The sequence below is a fragment of the Methylobacterium isbiliense genome (assembly GCF_022179325.1).
GTDB classification, from domain to species: Bacteria; Pseudomonadota; Alphaproteobacteria; order Rhizobiales; family Beijerinckiaceae; genus Methylobacterium; species Methylobacterium isbiliense.
The window spans coordinates 54,832-71,009 of record NZ_BPQQ01000009.1 but is presented as its reverse complement, the minus strand read 5'-3'; the positions used below and the strand labels follow the sequence as shown (position 1 = coordinate 71,009).

20 protein-coding genes are annotated in these 16,178 nt (G+C 69.4%); 6 read left to right on the top strand and 14 right to left on the bottom strand.

Annotated elements, in window-relative coordinates; genetic code table 11:
- Position 1 precedes the first annotated feature (1 nt).
- Positions 2-298, top strand: a complete 297-nt coding sequence (locus MFF61_RS04430) for a hypothetical protein (RefSeq protein WP_147025477.1) — start codon at positions 2-4, stop codon at positions 296-298.
- Here MFF61_RS04430 and MFF61_RS04425 read toward each other — a convergent pair.
- The 6 genes from MFF61_RS04425 to MFF61_RS04400 form a co-directional block, all read right to left on the bottom strand.
- Positions 295-516, bottom strand: a complete 222-nt coding sequence (locus tag MFF61_RS04425) for a hypothetical protein (protein ID WP_238179410.1) — start codon at positions 514-516, stop codon at positions 295-297. The genes MFF61_RS04430 and MFF61_RS04425 overlap by 4 nt on opposite strands.
- A 653-nt stretch (positions 517-1,169) precedes the next feature.
- A complete protein-coding gene (locus tag MFF61_RS04420) occupies positions 1,170-1,556 on the bottom strand; it encodes a rhodanese-like domain-containing protein (RefSeq protein WP_147025476.1) in 387 nt (128 codons plus the stop codon).
- Positions 1,557-1,567: 11 nt separating this feature from the next.
- The gene (locus tag MFF61_RS04415) at positions 1,568-2,479 is read right to left on the bottom strand and encodes an MBL fold metallo-hydrolase (RefSeq protein WP_147025475.1); all 912 of its coding nucleotides are present in this window, start codon (positions 2,477-2,479) and stop codon (positions 1,568-1,570) included.
- Positions 2,480-2,498: 19 nt separating this feature from the next.
- Entirely contained in the window at positions 2,499-3,305 is an 807-nt protein-coding gene (locus MFF61_RS04410; protein WP_147025474.1) for a sulfite exporter TauE/SafE family protein, read from the bottom strand.
- On the bottom strand, positions 3,305-3,754 hold the full coding sequence (locus MFF61_RS04405) for a YeeE/YedE family protein (RefSeq protein WP_238233863.1): 450 nt from the start codon (positions 3,752-3,754) through the stop codon (positions 3,305-3,307). The genes MFF61_RS04410 and MFF61_RS04405 overlap by 1 nt, the downstream gene beginning before the upstream one ends.
- 3 nt (positions 3,755-3,757) lie before the next feature.
- Complete coding sequence (locus MFF61_RS04400; RefSeq protein ID WP_147025472.1) at positions 3,758-4,183, bottom strand: YeeE/YedE family protein; 426 nt, start codon at positions 4,181-4,183, stop codon at positions 3,758-3,760.
- Positions 4,184-4,346: 163 nt separating this feature from the next.
- Between MFF61_RS04400 and MFF61_RS04395 the strand changes: the two genes are divergently transcribed.
- A complete protein-coding gene (locus MFF61_RS04395; RefSeq protein ID WP_147025471.1) occupies positions 4,347-4,805 on the top strand; it encodes a DUF2892 domain-containing protein in 459 nt (152 codons plus the stop codon).
- A gap of 35 nt (positions 4,806-4,840) precedes the next feature.
- On the opposite strand, the gene MFF61_RS04390 is transcribed toward MFF61_RS04395, so the two are convergent.
- From MFF61_RS04390 to dsbD, 4 genes are read right to left on the bottom strand one after another with little or no spacing between them, the layout of a single operon-like run.
- A complete protein-coding gene (locus tag MFF61_RS04390) occupies positions 4,841-5,305 on the bottom strand; it encodes a DsrE family protein (RefSeq protein WP_147025470.1) in 465 nt (154 codons plus the stop codon).
- Positions 5,289-6,137 carry a L,D-transpeptidase gene (locus MFF61_RS04385; protein WP_147025469.1) on the bottom strand — a complete coding sequence of 283 codons (849 nt, stop codon included), beginning with the start codon at positions 6,135-6,137 and terminating at the stop codon, positions 5,289-5,291. The genes MFF61_RS04390 and MFF61_RS04385 overlap by 17 nt, the downstream gene beginning before the upstream one ends.
- A complete protein-coding gene (locus MFF61_RS04380; protein ID WP_147025468.1) occupies positions 6,137-6,772 on the bottom strand; it encodes a DsbA family protein in 636 nt (211 codons plus the stop codon). The genes MFF61_RS04385 and MFF61_RS04380 overlap by 1 nt, the downstream gene beginning before the upstream one ends.
- 33 nt (positions 6,773-6,805) lie before the next feature.
- Positions 6,806-8,578 carry a protein-disulfide reductase DsbD gene (gene dsbD, locus MFF61_RS04375; RefSeq protein ID WP_147025467.1) on the bottom strand — a complete coding sequence of 591 codons (1,773 nt, stop codon included), beginning with the start codon at positions 8,576-8,578 and terminating at the stop codon, positions 6,806-6,808.
- 107 nt (positions 8,579-8,685) lie between these two features.
- Here dsbD and MFF61_RS04370 point away from each other — a divergent pair, with 107 nt between their 5' ends.
- A complete protein-coding gene (locus MFF61_RS04370; protein ID WP_147025466.1) occupies positions 8,686-9,348 on the top strand; it encodes a response regulator in 663 nt (220 codons plus the stop codon).
- The gene (locus MFF61_RS04365; protein ID WP_147025465.1) at positions 9,345-10,661 is read left to right on the top strand and encodes an ATP-binding protein; all 1,317 of its coding nucleotides are present in this window, start codon (positions 9,345-9,347) and stop codon (positions 10,659-10,661) included. Before MFF61_RS04370 ends, MFF61_RS04365 begins: the two co-directional genes overlap by 4 nt.
- A 30-nt stretch (positions 10,662-10,691) precedes the next feature.
- On the opposite strand, the gene MFF61_RS04360 is transcribed toward MFF61_RS04365, so the two are convergent.
- From MFF61_RS04360 to MFF61_RS04350, 3 genes are all read right to left on the bottom strand, one after another.
- Positions 10,692-10,889, bottom strand: a complete 198-nt coding sequence (locus MFF61_RS04360; RefSeq protein ID WP_238233861.1) for a polyhydroxyalkanoate synthesis regulator DNA-binding domain-containing protein — start codon at positions 10,887-10,889, stop codon at positions 10,692-10,694.
- A gap of 160 nt (positions 10,890-11,049) precedes the next feature.
- Positions 11,050-11,373, bottom strand: coding sequence for an ArsR/SmtB family transcription factor (locus tag MFF61_RS04355; protein ID WP_147025463.1), 324 nt, complete (start codon positions 11,371-11,373; stop codon positions 11,050-11,052).
- Between the two features lie 337 nt (positions 11,374-11,710).
- A complete protein-coding gene (locus MFF61_RS04350) occupies positions 11,711-11,893 on the bottom strand; it encodes a hypothetical protein (RefSeq protein ID WP_170267755.1) in 183 nt (60 codons plus the stop codon).
- 198 nt (positions 11,894-12,091) lie between these two features.
- Here MFF61_RS04350 and MFF61_RS04345 point away from each other — a divergent pair, with 198 nt between their 5' ends.
- Positions 12,092-12,352, top strand: coding sequence for a hypothetical protein (locus MFF61_RS04345; protein ID WP_210250375.1), 261 nt, complete (start codon positions 12,092-12,094; stop codon positions 12,350-12,352).
- The gene (locus tag MFF61_RS04340) at positions 12,342-14,678 is read left to right on the top strand and encodes an FdhF/YdeP family oxidoreductase (RefSeq protein ID WP_147025462.1); all 2,337 of its coding nucleotides are present in this window, start codon (positions 12,342-12,344) and stop codon (positions 14,676-14,678) included. Before MFF61_RS04345 ends, MFF61_RS04340 begins: the two co-directional genes overlap by 11 nt.
- Before the next feature lie 61 nt (positions 14,679-14,739).
- On the opposite strand, the gene MFF61_RS04335 is transcribed toward MFF61_RS04340, so the two are convergent.
- Positions 14,740-15,993, bottom strand: a complete 1,254-nt coding sequence (locus MFF61_RS04335; protein ID WP_147025461.1) for a cation:proton antiporter — start codon at positions 15,991-15,993, stop codon at positions 14,740-14,742.
- Between the last annotated feature and the right edge of the window lie 185 nt (positions 15,994-16,178).

Genomic DNA, 16,178 nt, shown 5'->3' with positions numbered 1-16,178 from the left:
GATGCGCACCTTCCTCGCCCTCGTCCTCGCCGTCGCCCCGGCGGCTGCGGAGCCCCGGCCCGCGCCGGGCCGCTACTGCGCGGTCGGCCAGGACCTCCCCGACATCTCAATCGGGCCCGGGCGCGGGGTCGGCATCGATTTGATGGACTGCGCGACCGCCACGATCGCCGACGGCCGCGTCCGGGCCCCGAGGTGTTTCGGCATGGGCGGCGCGGAGGTCCCGTACGACACCGACCTCGTCGTGTGCCCCGACGGCAGCCTGGAGCACGACGGCGCGGTCTTCCGGCGCTGCCGCTAGTCGTCGTCCCGGCCGCCGAGGGCGTCGATCTGGCGGGCCCGGCGCCGGGCCAGCTTGCGTGCCCACGAGAGCGCCCGCTCCGAGACGGCGGCTTCGCCGGAGAGCCAGCGTCGGACCTGACGGGTGTCCTTGCCGACGTCCCAGGCGAGCTCCGCGGTCCACCGGGTCCCGTAGAGCAGCTCGCCGATCGCCCGGATCTCGGCGACGGCCGCGAGCATGGGTTGGCCCCCCGTTGCCAGTACGGCCGCCTGCCCGACGAGGGCCTGCGCAGTCGGGCGCGCCTCGGCCCGGGCCCGCGCGATCCGGCGTTCGCTGTGCAGATACCCATAAAATGAGCTGGCACTCCAGATGCGATTGCCTTTTTCGAGCCCCTCTGGCCCCATAATTCGCGACGATGCAAACCCATAAAGCGGCAAGCGAAGCCCTGTCAGACCCCATAATTTGGGACACGGTTATCAAGCCCGCGAAGGATGACTTGACCGGGTGCGGCTCGATCCGGGCCGATCGCAGGATCATCCGAGACACCTTGGACTGCCGTGCGCGGTCAAGTCATCCTTCGCGGGCGGCTTGGTACGGTCTTCGGTGAAGGGCGCCGCGACGGCGCGGCGGCTAATCAGATCGCATCCGCAACGAGGTTTGTCCGGGCAGCATGCATGGCGGCGCGCAGGGGCGGAACGATAGGCATCCGGTAAGGGTGCCGACTGGTCAAGGGAAACACCCGACCGATGCGGTCAAGGTATAGCCGCGGTCGGGCGAACACAGGTCTCCGGGGCGATGAGGGAAAATCCGATCAGCTTGCCCGTGTAAGGAGCCGCTTTCGCCCCAGCTTGATCCGTTCCGGTAGATCAGGCGCCGGTCGTGGCGGCCTTTTTCACCCCCGGTCGACTGGCGCGCCCGCCTTCTCCAATGCGGTGAAGCCCCCGGCGACATGGGCGACGGACCTGAGCCCCATGTCCTTGAGGGTCTTGGCGGCCAAGGCCGATCGGTTGCCCGAGCCGCAGTAGAGAACCAGCCTCCTGCCATCCCCGAGCTCGGCCTTGTGGGTCGGGCTCTTCGGATCGGCCTGGAACTCTAGGAAGCCGCGCGGCACATGGACCGCGCCGGCGATCCTGCCGGTCTTGGCCAATTCTTCGCCTTCCCGAACGTCGACGAGCACCGTGTCGGTCTGGCCGAGGCGTGCGAGCGCCTCCTCGGCCGATAGAGTCTCCACCTCGCGGTTGGCTTCCGCCACCAAGTCCTTCGCGCTCTTCGTGGTCATGGTCATCTCCGTCACGCGCCCCAGGCCGCGCCGTCGAGGGCGTCCAGCGGGATCTTCAGGTAACGCCGGCCGTTCGCCTCGGGCTCGGGCAGGCGGCCGCCACGGATGTTTACCTGCAGGGAATGCAGGATGAGCTTGGGCATCGGCAGTTCGCGGTCGCGGGCCTCGCGCATGCGGACGAACGCCTCCTCGCTCGGGGTCTCGACGAGGTGTGGGTTCTCCGCCCGTTGCCGGGCGACCGTGCTCTCCCAGGCCGCCTCGCGCCCACCCGGGCGGTAATCGTGCCCGGTGAACAGCCGGGTCTCCTCCGGCAGAGCCAGGATGCGCTGGATGCTGCGCCAGAGTGCGTGCGCGCTGCCGCCCGGGAAGTCGGCCCGCGCCGAGCCGCTGTCGGGCATGAACAGGGTGTCGTGGATGAAGGCGGCGTCGCCCACCCGGTAGGCGATGGAGGCCAGGGTATGGCCCGGCGTGAACATCACCTCGGCGTCGAGGTTGCCGATCCGGAAGCGCTCGCCGTCGGCGAAGAGCCGGTCCCACTGCGAGCCGTCCGTCCGGAACGTGTCGGGCAGGTTGTAGAGCCCCTTCCAGAGCCGCTGCACCTCGACCACCTTCTCGCCGATGGCGGTCGGGACGCCGGTCTTGTCGTGCAGGTGGCCGGCCGCCGAGAAGTGGTCGGCGTGCGGGTGGGTGTCGAGGATCCACTCCAACTCGTAGCCCTCGCGCTCGATATGGGCGAGCAGGGCGTCGGCGGAGCGGGTGGCGGTCGCCCCGGACTTCGGGTCGAAGTCGAGCACCGGGTCGATGATGGCGCAGCGCTTCGTCTCGGGATCGGCGACGACGTACTGGATGCTGCCGGTCGTCTCATCGTGGAAGCCGGTCACGATGGGTCGACCGCGCAACGACGGGATGGTCTGGTCGGACATGGATCTCCTCCTTCCGAGTTCAGGTTGTGGCTCCGAGGAGCGGCAGGGCTCCGCGGGCGACCACGTAGAGGCCGACCAGGATCACGAGGCCGGCGAAGGTGAGGGTCAGGGCGCGCTTGTGCTGGCTGAGCCGTCGGCCGAGGCCGGCACCGACGAGGCCGCCGAGCACGCCGCCCAGGACGAACAGGCCGGCCAACGGCCAGTCGATCAGGCCTGAGACGGCGTAGCTTGCCGCGGTGGCGGCTCCGAAGGCGCTGACCGCCACCAGCGAGGTGCCGATGGCCATCGGCAGCGGCATCGAGGTCGCCAGCATCAGGCCCGGCACGATCAGGAATCCCCCGCCGATGCCGAAGAAACCGGAGAACAGGCCCACAGCGAAGCCGATGCCGAGCAGCCAGGGCAGGAGCACCGGGGCGCTGGCCTTGGTCAGGCGCACCTCCGGGTCGCCCTCGCCGCGCCGCTTGCGCAGCATCAGCCCCCCGACCACGAGCATCACCACCCCGAACAGCGCCAGCAGGCTCTGCCCATCGACCGCCTTGGCTGCCGTCGAGCCGGCGAGCGCACCGAGGACGCCGGCCGCCGAGAACACCGCCGCGCAGCGCCACTTCACGTTCCCGGCCCGCCATTGCGGGACAAGGTTGCCGGCCGCGCTGACCGAGACCGCCAGGGCACTGGTGCCGATCGCCACATGGGGCGAGCTCACCCCGACCACGTAGGTCAGGAGCGGGACCGCCAGGATCGAGCCGCCCCCGCCGACGAGGCCGAGGATCACGCCGACGACCCCGCCCGAGCCGGTCGCGAGACCGGATGTGAGCAAGCCGGGCATCAAGCGTCGGCTCCCCGGACTGCCTTCGGGTTCGAGGTCGACGATGGCACGAGGCGGAACATCAGCATGCCCACGGCCATGGCGGCCACGAAGGTCGCGGCGGGGGCCGGCACCACCGAGAGGATGGTCAGGGCGGGTCCGGGGCAGAGGCCGACCAGACCCCAGCCGACGCCGAAGAGCGCGGCGCCGACGAGCAGGCGCGGGTCGAGGTCGCGCCGGGTCGGGATCTCCAACCGGGGCGCGAGCACCGGCCGGCCGCGCCGTCGCGCGACGCGGTAGCCGGCGGCCGAGACAGCGACGGCGCCCGCCATGACAAAGGCGAGGCTCGGATCCCAGCGTCCGGTCACGTCGAGGAAGGCCAGGACTTTCGCCGGGTTGGCCATGCCGGAAACGAGCAGCCCGATCCCGAACAACAGGCCGACGGTGAAGGCGGAGACGGTCTTGGCCATGGCTCAGGCTCCGAGCAGGTGACGGGTGACGAGGACGGTCAGGATGGCGACGGCCATGAAGGTGCCGGTCGCGATCAGCGAGCGGGGCGAGCCGCGACCGATGCCGCAGACGCCGTGACCGCTGGTACAGCCGGCCCCGAGGCGTGCACCGAAGCCGACGAGCAGACCTGCGACCACGATGAGCGGAAACGAGGCGCTGACCGTCACCGCCGGCAGGCTCCCGCCCAAGCCGGCGTAGACTAGCGGTGCCAGGACCAGCCCGGCCAGGAAGGCGGCTCGCCAGCCGGTCTCGCGCGAAGGCGAGGCGAGCAGGCCGCCGAGGATGCCGCTGATGCCGGCGATGCGTCCGTTGAGGAGCAGGAGCAGGGCTGCGGAAGCGCCGATCAGGCCGCCGCCGAGGAGGGCGCTCAATGGCGTGAAGCTGTCCATGGTCAGTCACTCCCGACGCGCGGCAAGGGGCACACCCGTGGGCGATGCATGATCCACACGCCGCCACTGGGGTTGTCATGGACGGGGTCCATCCCCGAACCGCGCTAGAATTAGATGATGCTTAATTAGTGACATCTAATGTAACGTCAAGAGGAGGCGATCGATGATCCCTGGAACAGCGGAGCGGGTTTCGCTTCACACAGGCGTGCGCGACAACCGGCGCATCGCTGCCGACCTCGATGCGAGCGTCCGCTGGCATGCCGAGCGCCCGCAAGACATCGGTCGCCGCCTGCGCGAGCTTGACGCGGAGTGGGACATCGAGCGGACGCTGGAGGCCAACGCCGCGACGCTGGCGCTCACCGGAACGGTGTTGGGCCTGACCACGGACCGACGGTGGCTTGCCCTGCCCCTGGCGGTGACCGCGTTCCTCCTCCAGCACGCAGTGCAGGGCTGGTGCCCGCCCTTGCCGGTCCTTCGGCGCCTCGGCTTCCGTACGGCTCGTGAGATCGAGGTCGAGCGCAACGCCCTGAAGGCGCTCAGAGGTGATTTCGGCCCTATCGGACCGGGTCCGGGTGACCACGACAGCCGGGCAAGCCACGCCCTCATGGCAGCTAGGCTCTGACGAGAGGGCGCCGGAACGGCTTCCCGTTCCCCGCGCTACGGGTGGATGTAGGCGAAACCCATGCCCTGCAGGCGCGCCAACTCGGCGACGCCGCTCGGCACGATGTCGTCCTCGCCCACCGCATAGAGAGCGCCGCGGTCGATCTTCCGCTCCCTCAAGGTATTGGCGCAGACCAGGAACCTGACGCCCGCGGCCTTGAGGGCGTCGATGCGTCCGGCGAGTTCCTTGTCCTCGGCGGCGGCCTGGAACAGAGCCAACCCGTCGCCGAGGCTCACCACGCGGATCTCGACGTGATCCTTGCCCACGGCGTCGACGTGGTTCCGCAGGTTGCCGAGCAGGCGCTTGAAGTAGGCGGCTCCGTCGGGGCCGCCGCCGTTATGATAGATCACCTTCTGGTTGGCGTAGTACCCGGCCGGGGCTTTCGAGCCGGCGTGGGCGGCCCCCATGCCGAGGGTTGCGAGAAGGACCGCGAGCGCCAGGCTCCTAAAGACCGTCGTCATCCGGCTCTCCGTCGTCGGTGAATGGCTCCGGCGCCTCCGAGGCGCGGGCGGACAGGCTATCGAGCCGCGCATGGTCGAGGCCGTCGTCCGGCTCCGGTCCGGCCGACGCGCCGCTCCCGAGGCTGCCGGTCGTCTCCGGCGCGACTTGCCGCGTGGCGTGGCTGGTGCCTCGTGACCCGAGCACCACGACCTTGGTGCCGGTGGGCACGCGCCGGTGCAGGTCGATCACGTCCTGGTTCAGCATGCGGATGCACCCCGAGGAGACCGCCTCGCCGATGCTCCAGGGCTCCGTGGTGCCGTGGATGCGGTAGAGCGTGTCCTTGCCGTCCTTGAACAGGTAGAGCGCACGCGCCCCGAGCGGGTTCCTGTCGCCGCCGGGCATGCCGCCGGCCCAGCGTCCGTTGCGGGCCGGGTCACGCCGGATCATGTCGGGCGTCGGCGTCCAGCGCGGCCAGGATGCCTTGCGGGCGACCGTCGCCTCGCCGGTGAACTCGAAGCCGGCCTTGCCGACCCCGACGCCGTAGCGCATCGCCTTGCCGCCCTCCATGACGAGGTAGAGGAAGCGCCTGTAGGGGTCGACCACGAGGGTGCCGGGTGGCTCCTTCGTCGGGTAATCGACGACCTGGCGGACATTTCGGGCCTTGAGGTCGCGCGGATCGATCGCCTCGACGGGGAAGAGCTCGTCCGTGATGGCCGCGTATCGGCGCAGGGCATCCGGGGCGATCTGCGGCCGGGCCTCCGCGACCGGGGCCGGCGCCCCCATCGAGGCCGTGCAGGCGCCAAGCGCCGAGGCGAGCGCCACCAGCGCCGATAGACGTGAGACCCGCCGCATCACGAGCGACCCTTGGCGCGCGCCTGGGCCACAGCCTGCTTGAAGCCGTCGTAGTCAAGCGCCGCGGCGACCTTCAGCGGGCCGATCAGGAAGACCGGCGTGCCCTGCAGGCCGAGGGCATCGGCCTGGTCGAGGTTGCGCTGGAGCAAGGCGCCGATCTCGGCTTGGTGAGCCCGCCGGTCCTCCTCCAGGCGGCCCATGTCGACGCCCGAGGCGGCCACCGCCTCCAGCATCCGCTCCTTCGGGATCTTGCGGCCGGGGATGCCCATAAGCGCCCTGTGCACGGCGTCGTAGCGGCCCTGGTATTTCGCCGCGAGGGCGAGCTGGGCGCCGTAGACGGAAGCGTCGCCGAGGATCGGCCAGTCCTTGTGGACGACGCGGATGCGCCCGTCCTCCTTCACCAGGCGGGTGAGGTCGGGCTCAGCCTTCTTGCAGAAGGGGCAGTTGTAATCGAGGAAGGCGACGATGGTCAGGTCGCCCTTCGGGTTGCCGGAGATCGGCGCTTCCGGGTCGTTGAGGATGGCGTTCGCATCGATGCCTTGAGCGAAGGCCTCCTCCGTATGCGGCGCCAGCGAGAGCAGGGCGGGCGCGAGCGCGACGGCGGGCAGAAGGGCGAGCAGGGTCCTGCGGTCCATGACGGTCTCCGTGGGGTTATCGAAGGGGGTGGCTCAGGCGCCGACCAGGGCAAGGCGGCGCGTCAGGTCCTCGACCGTGAGCTCTCCCTCGGTGCGGGCCTCCCGGACCTCGTCACCGTCGGGGCGCATCAGGATGAGGGTCGGCGGACCGACGACCCCGAACCGCTGCATCAGAGCCCGGGTGTCGGCGTCGTCGCGGGTGACGTCGGCCTTGATGACGGAGACGGCCTTCAGGCGCTCCCGGATGCCGGCGTCCGCCAGGACCGTCCGCTCGTTCGTCTTGCAGACGGTGCACCAGTCGGCGGCGAACTCGACGAGCACCGGCTTGCCCGCGGCGCGGGCGGCCTGAAGGGCGGTCTCGAAGGCAGGCAGCGAGGCCACGGCGCGGGTGTCGGCGGCGTGCACGGCTTGGGCCTGACCGAAGCCGGCGAGCGGCCGGAGCGGGTCGGTCCCACCCGCCGAGGCGCCGACGACGAGGGCGCAGCCATAGGTCACCGCGACGATGCCGACGCTCTTGCCCAGCCGGCCCACGGCACCGGCACCGGCCGGGAGGGCGTCGAAGGCCCCGACGAACACGCCGACGCCGACGGCCAACAGGCCCCAGAGCGCGAGCGTAACCTCGGGTGGCACGAGGCGGGAGACCATCGTGATGGTCAACCCGAGAAACACGACACCGAAGGCCTGCTTGGCGGAAACGAGCCAAGGGCCGGACTTCGGCAGGATCCCCGCCCCAAATGTCCCGAACGCGACCAGCGGCAAGCCCATGCCGAGGCCAAGCGCGAACAGGGCCGAGGCGCCGCGCGCCACGTCCCCGGTCTGGGCGACGTAGAGCAGGGCCGCGGCGAGCGGCGGCGTCACGCAGGGGCCGACGATCAGGGCGGAGGTGAAGCCCATGACCGCGGCGCCGCCGAGGGCGCCGAGCCTGCGCCCGCTCAGGCGGGACAGGCGGGCGGCGGCACCGGTCGGCAGCGCGAGGTCGAACGCACCGAACATCGACAGCGCCAGGGCGGCGAAGGTCGCGGCGAGCAGGCCCAGCGCCACGGGCGTCTGGAGCGCGACCTGGAGGTTGCGTCCGGACCAGGCCGCGGCCACGCCGAGCGTGCCGTAGGCCAGCGCCATCGCGAGCGCGTAGGTGCCGGACAGGACGAAACCGCGCCCGGCCGAGAGCTGCTCTCCGGAGCGGGTCAGCATGCCGGCTAGCACCGGAACCATCGGGAGCACGCACGGCGTGAAGGCCAGGAGCAGGCCGAGCCCGAGGAAGGTCGCCAGGACGCCCGCGAGATGGCCGGAGAGCAGACCGCTCCCGGTCTCGGCCTTCGTATCGACCGGGGGCGCACTCGCGGGCACCGCTGGGTTCGCCGGCACGGCCGCCGCTTGTGGACCGGGCGCAGGCACCTCGACGACCCGGGTGACCGGCGGGTAGCAGATGCCCCTCTCGGCACAGCCCTGGTAGGTGACGCGCACGTCGCGTACCCCCACAAGCGCCGCGCCCGGCACGACGGCCTCGGCCGCGCCGTGGTAGACCTCGGTCGCCCCGAAGTTCGGGTCGTCCTTGGTTTCGCCCGCAGCGGTCGTCACGGGAAGCTCCCGACCGCTACCGTCCGACGCGCCGATCTTGTCTCGGTAGAGGTAGGTGCCGGGGGCGGTGGTCCATCTCAGGCGAAGCGAGAGGTCCTCGTCGCGGGTCACGTCGAGAGTGAACGGCGCCTGCCGTGCGGCGGGCTCGCGGCAATGACCCGGCGACCACAGCGATGACCCCGCCCAGACCAGGACGGCGAGGATGACGTTGGCGAGAACGTTCGGCATGAGCGGGCGGGGTCCGGGCTCGGATCGGTCCGCCGCCGGTCGGAAACGTAGCTTAAGCCAGGCTTAAGCCTGGCCCGGAGGATGCCAGGCAGCCAACGGAGACACGCATGCGCATCCTCGTCGTCGAGGACGACCCCATCCTCTCGGACGGCCTCAGGGCCGGGCTCGGGCTGTCCGGCGCGACCGTCGAGTGCGTCGCGACCTGCGCGGACGCCGATGCCGCCCTCGCCGCAAGCGGCTTCGGCGCCGTGGTGCTCGACCTGATGCTGCCCGACGGCTCCGGGCTCGACGTGCTGCGTGGGCTACGCGAGCGGGGCGACCGCACGCCGGTGGTCCTGCTCACGGCCCGGGATGCGGTAGCGGACCGAATCGCAGGGCTCGACGGCGGAGCCGACGACTACCTCGGCAAGCCCTTCGACCTCGACGAGCTCTCGGCCCGCATCCGCGCCGTCGTCCGGCGGGCGTCAGGGCGGGCCTCGGCCTGCCTGGAGCATGCCGGCATTCGCCTCGACCCGGCCGAGCTCGCCGTCACGCTCCATGGGGAACCGGTCCCGGTGTCGCGGCGCGAGTTCATGGTGCTGACGGCGCTGATGGAACGGCCGAACGTGCTGCGCTCGAAGGCGGAGCTGGAGGAGCGCCTCTACGGCTGGCAGGAGGAGGTCGAGAGCAACACGGTCGAGGTGCACGTGCACAATCTGCGCGCCAAGATCGGCAAGCATGCCATCGAGACGGTGCGCGGCCTCGGCTACCGCATGAGGGCAACCGCATGATGTCACTACGCGTCAGGCTCTTCGCCATCCTGCTCCTCGCTACCGGCCTGATCTGGCTCAGCGCGGTCGCCTGGATCTACCTGGGGTCGAAGCGCGAGGTGGAGCAGGTCCTCGACAACCGCCTCCAGGAAGCCGCGCGCATGGTCAGCTCCCTGGTGGGTGCGGTCGGCGGCACGGCCCCGGACGGGACGCCGCGCACGTTTCCGGCGCCGACGGCCTACGAGCGGCAGCTCTCCTGCCAGATCTGGTCGCTGGACGGTCGCATGGTCGCGCGGTCGAGCGGAGCCCCGGAGCGACGCCTGACCGACGCGCCGGCGGGCTTCTCCGAGCGTGAGGTCGACGGCGAGACCTGGCGGGTTTTCACGGCGGAGGATGCCGAGAAGGGGGTGCGTGTCCTGGTCGGCGACCGTCTCAGCCTGCGCGAGCGCCTCGTCACCGACCTCATCATGGGCCTGCTCACCCCCGCGCTCCTCATTGTGCCGCTCCTCGGGATGCTGATCTGGGCGAGCCTCGGGCGCGGCCTGCGACCCTTACGGCTGATGGCCCGGAACCTCGCGGCGCGCGACGCCGACGACATGAGCGCCATCGACGCCGGCCAGGCGCCGACGGAGGTCCGCCCCTTGGCGGATGCCCTCAACGGGCTGTTCCTCAAGGTCGAGGCGGCGCGGCGGCACGAACGGGAGGTGACGGCGTTCGCCGCGCACGAGCTGCGCACCCCGCTCGCCGGTTTGAAGACGCAGGCCCAGGTCGCCATGGCCGCGACCGACCCTGACATCACGAGAGCCGCACTTCGCCAGATTCTCGCAGCCGTGGATCGTACGACACGCCTCGTCCGCCAGCTCCTCGACGCTGCCCGGCTCGACGCCGCCGAGGAGACCCGGCCTCTGACGGAGATCGACGTGGGCGCGCTGGTGGCCGAGACCGTGGCGGGCATGCGCGTGCCAGCGGAAATCCGAACCGTCGTCGATCCCGAGCTGCATGGCTACACGATGCGGGCCGACCCCGAGAGCCTGCGTCTCGCCGTCCGCAACCTGCACGAGAACGCCGTGCAGCACATGCAGGCCGGGCTCGTGGAATGGGCCGCGCGGCCGGGCGGTGGGGGCATCGTCGTGCGCGACGAAGGACCCGGCATCCCCGAGGAGGAGTTGCCGCAGGTCACGAAGCGCTTCTTCCGAGGACGCCACAAGAGCGCGACGGGAAGCGGGCTCGGACTGGCCATCGCGGAGATGGCCTCCCGTCGGAGCGGGTTGAGCCTGCACCTCCGCAATCGATCGGACCGGCGAGGGCTAGAGGCGGAGATCCTGCGAGGCTGACGCCGCCCCGGCTATCCGACCGACAAAAGGCTATTGCAGGTTCGGGCGGACCACCGTGTCGGTCACGTCCTGCCCCGTTTCCACCTCACGGACGCTGACCCGTATGCCCTGCTGAATGAGGCGCTCCAAGTCCTCCGCGGACAGATAGACCCGTCTCTCGGGGTCGAACAGCCGGCAGCCGGCATAGCGCTTCAGGTGGCGGATCGGAGAGGATTTCTTGCCGGACATCTTCACGACGGATGAAAGGAGGCCGACCGAGGGACGGAATGCATATTAGGTTTGGAATAATTAAAAGCTGTAGTGGATGGCGCACAACCCCTGACGCGCTCTCCAGCCCATTTGTTTACCCGAGAGAGGTCAAGGCTGCGGGCGTAAGGGCCCCGTGCGCTCAGCCTATGTCCGGGCAGAAGATGTCCTTCAAGGTCGCCAGCAGCCGCGCGGCCCTGGGGTCCTCCAGCCGATAGAACAGGGTCTGGCTCTCGCGCCGGAAAGTCACCAGCCCGTCCTCCCTGAGCTTGGCGAGGTGCTGCGACAGGGCCGACTGGCTGAGCTCGACCGCCTCGGCGAGGCTCGTCACGTCCATCTCTCCGCGGGCGACCAGCAGGCACAGGATGAGCAGGCGCTTCTCGTTGGCGAGGAGCCGCAACAGGCGCGCGGCGTCAGCCGCCTTGACTTGGAGGCGCAGCAGGTCGGTTGGCGTCACGACATCCATGGGTCCAAATCCCAGAACGTTAGGACTGACTTATTTAGGTGCTTCTAATGTATTTTCAGCGAGCCGTCCTCCTGGGCCTCGGTCTCGATGTGAATTTCTGCTCCGGGCCAACCAGGCCGGCATCCTCCGCCGGCCCAGGCGCTTCCGGGCCACCCTTTCAGATGCAGGTCCCCTCAAGCATCGACAGCGGGCCTGCCGCCGCGCGACCATGAAGGTCTGGTAGTGGCGCGATCTGACGCTCGGCAACCAACCTCCGAGCAGCCGCCTTTGACCTTCAGCCACCTCGCGCACGGTCGGGCTGATTGGGCTTTAAGCCATAGCCTTGGGTCCAGGATCTTCAGGGCAGTCCGATGCGCCTGATCAGGGCTTCGGCCTCCGGCCGCTCGAAGAGAAAACGCTCGAACTCCGGCGTGGAGCAGACGGGTCGGAGACCGTTCTTGAGCAGCAGATAGGTGACCGTGCGTGCGGTCCCATGCCTCTTCTCGCGACCGGCGAGGCGCCCGAGCTCGTTCGCGAACACACTCGCTTACGCTCCGCGGGCACAGCCAGACCCTCCATGGCCAGCAACTCGTCCAGGCACCCCTCCAAGACCGACTGAAAGGGTGCGAACTTGCTTGTGCCCGCCACCGCGAACATGTCCCGCAGGGCAGCCGTGTAGAGGAGGTCGAGGGCCATGGGCTGAAGACCGAGCGCCACCTGCTCGGCCCGCATCGGCTCCATGCTGAAAACCGTGCCGATGATGTCGAAGGCGACGACTTCGGGATGTGCGGCCATGATGCTCACGATCATCCTGATTGATCGCCCCGAGGCGATCTTCGCCGCGCGGCGGGAAGGGCGATGGGTCTTCCGCGGCCGTAGGTCGTGTTCCAGCGACCGTTGCCGGGCGAGAGAGGAGAACCTAACTGCGGCCAGGTGGTTCGTCTCGTACACCTTTGCGCACGCGTGTGCGGCGGACGAGGAGTACCCGGATGCCGAGTGAAGAGAACACGGCCCACTACGATGGTCCGTCCGGCGGCTGGGGCTCCGTGCGGGGCATCTCGCGCATCTTCGGCAAGGAGTGGGCAACGCCGCTCGCCACCGAGACCCTGTTCCGCCAGAACAAGCCCAAGGGCTTCATGTGCGTGTCCTGCTCGTGGGCCAAGCCCGCGAACTACCATCCCTTCGAATTCTGCGAGAACGGCGCGAAGGCCACGCTCTGGGAGCTGACGACCCGGCGCTGCACGCCCGACTTCTTTGCCAAGCACACGGTCACGGAACTTCGTGAGTGGAAGGATTACGACCTGGAGCAGCAGGGTCGCCTGACGCACCCGATGCGCTACGATCCGGCCACGGACAAGTACGTCCCCTGCGAGTGGGTGGAAGCTTTTCGGAAGATCGGGTCAGAGCTGAGGCGCCTCGATCCGAAGTCGGTTGTGTTCTACTCGTCGGGGCGCGCCAGCCTGGAGACCGCCTACCTCTACGCGCTGTTCGCCCGGCTCTATGGCTGCAACAATCTGCCCGACTCCTCGAACATGTGCCACGAGACGACGTCCGTGGCGCTCAAGAAGGTCATTGGTGCCAGCGTCGGCACGGTCGTGTTCGACGATCTCCAAAACTGCGATGCGATGTTCTTCTTCGGCCAGAACACCGGCTCGAACTCGCCCCGCTTCCTGCACCCGCTGCAAGAGGCCGCCAAGCGCGGCGTCCAGATCATCACCTTCAACCCGGTCCGCGAGAAGGGACTGGAGTTCTTCACGAACCCGCAGAGTCCGGTCGAGATGCTGACCGGCAAGGAGACGCGGATCAGCACGCAGTACCACCAGGTCCGGCCTGGCGGCGACATCGCGGTGCTCATGGGCATCTGCAAGCATGTCTTCGCGGCCGATGACGCAGCGAAGGCCCAGGGCCGGCGCGTGCTCGACGTCGCCTTCATCGAGCAGCATACGAGCGGGCTCGACGAGTTCGAGGCGAAGGTGCGAGCGAGCTCCTGGGAGGAGATCGAGCGGGAATCGGGCTTGAGCCGCCAAGCCATCGAGGCGGCCGCACAGGTCTACGTCGAGGCCGACCGCGTCATCGGCATCTACGGCATGGGCCTGACCCAGCACATGAACGGCTTCGAGAACGTCGCGCTGTTCGTCAACATGTTGCTCCTGAAGGGCAACATCGGCCGCGACGGCACCGGCATCTCGCCGGTGCGCGGCCATTCCAACGTGCAGGGACAGCGCACCGTCGGCATCTCGGAGAAACCTGAGTTGGTGCCGCTCGACAAGCTCGCCGCCCAGTTCGGCTTCGAGCCGCCGCGCGAGAAGGGCATGAACACGGTGGAGGCCTGCGAGGGCATCCTATCCGGCACGGTGCGAAGCTTCTTCGGTCTCGGCGGCAACTTCGTGCGCGCCATCCCCGAGCGGGACCGTATGGAGAAGGCCTGGACGCGGATGCGCCTCACCGTTCAAGTGGCGACGAAGCTCAACCGCTCGCACCTCGTCAACGGCGAGATTGCCTACCTCCTGCCCTGCCGGGGCAGGACCGAGGAGGACATGCAGGCGAGCGGTCCGCAGGCGGTCAGCATGGAGGACACGTTCAGCTGCATCTACGGCTCGCTTGGACGCCGGAGCCCCGCAAGCGAGCACCTCAAGTCGGAACCCGCCATCGTGGCGGGTATCGCCAAGGCGACGCTTGATCCGAACCCGAAGGTGCTCTGGGACGCCTGGGTCGGCGACTATGCCCTGATCCGGAACGCGATTGCCGAGACCTACCCGGAGGAGTTCCACGGCTTCGATGAGCGCATGTGGACACCGGGCGGCTTCTACCGCGGCAACTCGGCACGCGAGCGAATCTGGAAGACCGAAAGCAAGAAGGCGATATTCACCACCCCCAAGCAGATGACGGCAGTCGGCTTCGGCGAGGCGCCGGGCCGCTACCGCCTGATCACGATGCGCTCGAACGACCAGTTCAACACCACGATCTACGGCTACAGTGACCGCATGCGCGGGATCGAGGGCACCCGCGACGTGCTCCTCATCAACCCCGACGAGATGCAACGGGCCAACCTGCACGAGGGGCAGGTCGTCTCGCTCGTCAGCGACGCGGAGGACGGGGTCGAGCGTGAGGTGTTCGGGTTGAAGGTCGTCCCCTTCTCACTGCCGGACGGCTGCATTGGCGCCTACTACCCCGAGATGAACCCGCTGATGCCGCTGTCCCACCACGACGGACCATCGAAGACGCCAGCGGCGAAGTCGGTGCCCGTGCGGATCAGGGAAACGGACGAGAAAGGGACACCTGCCGAGCGACGCGAGCCGCCGGGACACGCGACGCAGCCGGTCTGAGGCGAGGCGCGGCTAGTCGGAGGGCCCCGGGACCGAGACTAATGAGGGACGACTGGCGCGACTATGTCGCGCGAAGGGTCCGTCTAGCCACGAGGCCGAGCGTCGAGCCCTGGACGACGATGGTGAACAGCACCACCGCGTAGGTCGCCGCGAGGATGGCCGGCTTGGCGTCGCTCTCGGGGACGGACAGGGCCAGCGCCACGGAGATGCCGCCGCGCACACCGGCCCAGGTCAGGAACGGCACGTTGCGCGCCGAGAGGTTGCCGCCCCACCGGAAGGCGAGGAGCGGCGTCGAGACCGCCGCGAGCCTCGCGCCCAGCACAATGGGGACGGCGCACGCGGCGAGGACGAGCCCGCCGGCCTGGAAGCGCAGGACTAAGACCTCCAAGCCGATAAGCAGGAACAGCACAGAGTTCAGCACCTCGTCGATCAGGGTCCAGAGCGAGGACACGTACCCTTGCGTCTCGTCGCTCATCGCGTCGCGCGGCGCCCGGTCGCCGACGAGCAGCCCCGCCGCGACCACCGCGAGCGGGCCGCTGAAGTGGAGCTTCTGCGCGAGCGCGTAGGTGCCGGCGACGAGCGCGAGGGTGATCAGCACCTCCACGGGGAAGTCGTCGATGGCCCGCATGGCCCGGTAGGCGACGTAGCCAGTGACCACGCCGAGGACGAGCCCGCCGCCGGCCTCTTGCAGGAGCAGGCGGGCGACGCCGCCGGCGCTCGTCGCCTCCCCGGCCGAGCCAGCGGCGAACGCGACGAGGACCGTGAACAGCACGATGCCGATGCCGTCGTTGAACAGGGCCTCGCCCTGCATCTCGACCTCAAGCGCCTCCGGCACCCTCACGTTCTTGAGGGTGGCCAGTACTGCGACCGGGTCGGTCGGGCTGATCAGCGCGCCGAACACGAGGGCCCAAGCGAGGGGGACGGGCTGGCCGAGGGCGTCGGCCGCGAACCAGAAGGCGCCTCCGACGATGGCGGTGGAGATCAGCGTGCCGACGAGGGCGAGCGTCGCCACCGCCCAGGCCCGGTCGCGCAGGGCGCGCAGGTCCAGGCTCATGGCGCCGGCGAACAGCAGGAAGGCCAGCATGCCGTTCATTACTACGTCGGTGAAGTCGACTTGGCGGAGGACCTGCGTAAGATCCTCGTAGAGGTGCTGAGATGGGAAGGCCAGGTCGAGGCCGACGAGGGCGAGCGAGGCGAGCAGCCCCATGACCAGCAGGCCGATGGTGTGCGGCAGCCGCAGGAAGCGGTGATTCAGCCAGCCGAACAGGGCCGACAGGGTCAGCAGCAGAGCGGCGAGGTCGAAGATGGAGATCACGAGCGTTCCCCCCTTAGGCCGCCGGCGGGTGCTCGGGGCTTCGCGGAAAGCAGGCTTAATGCGCCTGCAGTCGTTCGGTCGCGCCGACGTTCCTGGCCTCCCGCGGCGCCTCCGCCGCCGGGCCTGGTCCGGACCGGCCGCGGAGACGCAGGAGATAAGGGAAGTGGTCCGAGCCAAAGGCGCCG

What these genes read in the sequence shown, in the direction of transcription:
- MFF61_RS04430 (WP_147025477.1), top strand. Translation starts at nt 2, where the DNA reads ATGCGCACCTTCCTCGCCCTCGTCCTCGCCGTCGCCCCGGCGGCTGCG.
- MFF61_RS04425 (WP_238179410.1), bottom strand. Translation starts at nt 516, where the DNA reads ATGCTCGCGGCCGTCGCCGAGATCCGGGCGATCGGCGAGCTGCTCTAC.
- MFF61_RS04420 (WP_147025476.1), bottom strand. Translation starts at nt 1,556, where the DNA reads ATGACCACGAAGAGCGCGAAGGACTTGGTGGCGGAAGCCAACCGCGAG.
- MFF61_RS04415 (WP_147025475.1), bottom strand. Translation starts at nt 2,479, where the DNA reads ATGTCCGACCAGACCATCCCGTCGTTGCGCGGTCGACCCATCGTGACC.
- MFF61_RS04410 (WP_147025474.1), bottom strand. Translation starts at nt 3,305, where the DNA reads ATGCCCGGCTTGCTCACATCCGGTCTCGCGACCGGCTCGGGCGGGGTC.
- MFF61_RS04405 (WP_238233863.1), bottom strand. Translation starts at nt 3,754, where the DNA reads ATGGCCAAGACCGTCTCCGCCTTCACCGTCGGCCTGTTGTTCGGGATC.
- MFF61_RS04400 (WP_147025472.1), bottom strand. Translation starts at nt 4,183, where the DNA reads ATGGACAGCTTCACGCCATTGAGCGCCCTCCTCGGCGGCGGCCTGATC.
- MFF61_RS04395 (WP_147025471.1), top strand. Translation starts at nt 4,347, where the DNA reads ATGATCCCTGGAACAGCGGAGCGGGTTTCGCTTCACACAGGCGTGCGC.
- MFF61_RS04390 (WP_147025470.1), bottom strand. Translation starts at nt 5,305, where the DNA reads ATGACGACGGTCTTTAGGAGCCTGGCGCTCGCGGTCCTTCTCGCAACC.
- MFF61_RS04385 (WP_147025469.1), bottom strand. Translation starts at nt 6,137, where the DNA reads ATGCGGCGGGTCTCACGTCTATCGGCGCTGGTGGCGCTCGCCTCGGCG.
- MFF61_RS04380 (WP_147025468.1), bottom strand. Translation starts at nt 6,772, where the DNA reads ATGGACCGCAGGACCCTGCTCGCCCTTCTGCCCGCCGTCGCGCTCGCG.
- dsbD (WP_147025467.1), bottom strand. Translation starts at nt 8,578, where the DNA reads ATGCCGAACGTTCTCGCCAACGTCATCCTCGCCGTCCTGGTCTGGGCG.
- MFF61_RS04370 (WP_147025466.1), top strand. Translation starts at nt 8,686, where the DNA reads ATGCGCATCCTCGTCGTCGAGGACGACCCCATCCTCTCGGACGGCCTC.
- MFF61_RS04365 (WP_147025465.1), top strand. Translation starts at nt 9,345, where the DNA reads ATGATGTCACTACGCGTCAGGCTCTTCGCCATCCTGCTCCTCGCTACC.
- MFF61_RS04360 (WP_238233861.1), bottom strand. Translation starts at nt 10,889, where the DNA reads ATGTCCGGCAAGAAATCCTCTCCGATCCGCCACCTGAAGCGCTATGCC.
- MFF61_RS04355 (WP_147025463.1), bottom strand. Translation starts at nt 11,373, where the DNA reads ATGGATGTCGTGACGCCAACCGACCTGCTGCGCCTCCAAGTCAAGGCG.
- MFF61_RS04345 (WP_210250375.1), top strand. Translation starts at nt 12,092, where the DNA reads ATGCTGAAAACCGTGCCGATGATGTCGAAGGCGACGACTTCGGGATGT.
- MFF61_RS04340 (WP_147025462.1), top strand. Translation starts at nt 12,342, where the DNA reads ATGCCGAGTGAAGAGAACACGGCCCACTACGATGGTCCGTCCGGCGGC.